We start from the raw sequence: 1,469 nt of genomic DNA on the forward strand, positions 1-1,469 counted from the left end.
CTGTAGTTTAGACTAAAAAATGAGCGCAGCTAAAAGTAGCCACCTTTGAATCTCAGGCAAGCTGTTGCTCAAAAACTCAAAAAGTAGAAGATTAAACAGCTAATCTTGAAGACTTTTTGCGTCGAGAAGCCCGTTTTTTGACAGTGGGATAGCATGGTGCCACCGTCCGTACCCTTCCTTTTTCCCAACCGGGGGATTTTCCCCTATGTTTAGGGATTTTTGTGGGAGTACCAATGTCAACTAAAAGCGAAAACATTGATTGGGCAACACGTCCAGGGGTTAAATTGATAGTAGCAGATTGCCAAGGAAGTCTATTCTCGATTACTAAATCTCTGGCCAGCCAGAGTTGCCAACTCATCAATGGCATTAAATCACTCCAACGCTCGGATTGTTCAGGGGTTCTCAAATTAGGCAATGTCCAATGTAATCGTTGCTTGGCAAACCGATACCAATGATCCACTCCAAAACGTCGTAAATATTTGAACCAGACTGTTTCTAGAGGGAGAGTTCGTTCTCCCACCCAAGCTAACCATAAGGGTGGAAATGGCTGACCATTTGACATGGGCTTCATTCTTTCTACCAGGATTAAATTGACTTTTTGTCCCGGTGCACGATAAAAATGTAAGTCAATCCATTGTCTAACTCGGACTTGTCCCAAATCTGGATGTTCATCAATTTCAATTGCAGTATCCGCTTGAAGCCATGTGTTTGGGTCGTTGAGTCTCATTTTTTGCCCGTGTTTGGGTGGTCTGCCGCGACCACTATAAGCTGGTGGTGCTGACCACAAGCAGGCATTCTTTCGGACTCTCATTAAACAATCAGCAAGAATGTCCGCTTGCGTTAGCGCCAGTACCCAACAAGCATTTCCATATTCTCGATCTAAAACTGCTAAAACCGGGTTGACACTCTGTTCACAAACCAGTTTGAGTTGGGAAGCTGCTTGAAGTATGGGTGAAGACCCGCTACTAATTCTTTCATGAAGTAGGGGTAATGCCCAACTTCCTTGAGCTTCAGGTATCCAGGCAATGGTACTGTACCCCTGTCCAACAATTACACCCCTTTGATATTCATGGGTTCTATCTTTTAACGTTTTGGCATCTCGTCGAGCCCATGCAGTGTGGTCGATTGCTACTAATATGTGTTCTGTTGGGGGTGCTTCTTTCTGTAATTGCTCTCGATACAACTCCATCAGTTTTTTTCGGTCTGGTCTACAGTCTTGTAAGGCTTCATAGACGCTTGGCCATTGACGCTTGAATAATGGATTGAGCGAAAATTCTGCTAAACACGACGCATTCGGAGTGGTCATCACTGCATCCATCAGCTCGAATGTTGCATCCTTGGCTTTCAGTAATAAATCGTATGCTGCTTGACGAAAGTCCTTTAATCGTTCAGTGTTCATTTAAGGAGTGGATAGGTTTTCTTTTTCACCCTCATTCTCTCCTGGCGCGGTGGCTCTAGTTCTTCTTTTG

The 1,469-nt window shown here is 44.2% G+C and carries 1 protein-coding gene; it reads right to left on the bottom strand.

From position 1 onward, the window contains the following. Positions 1-91 precede the first annotated feature (91 nt). Positions 92-1,399, bottom strand: a complete 1,308-nt coding sequence (locus QUB44_RS30840; RefSeq protein WP_333373719.1) for an NF041680 family putative transposase — start codon at positions 1,397-1,399, stop codon at positions 92-94. Positions 1,400-1,469 lie beyond the last annotated feature (70 nt).

Origin of the sequence: Microcoleus sp. AT3-D2, assembly GCF_036705715.1 — a bacterium.
In the GTDB taxonomy this organism is placed as follows: domain Bacteria; phylum Cyanobacteriota; class Cyanobacteriia; order Cyanobacteriales; family Microcoleaceae; genus Microcoleus.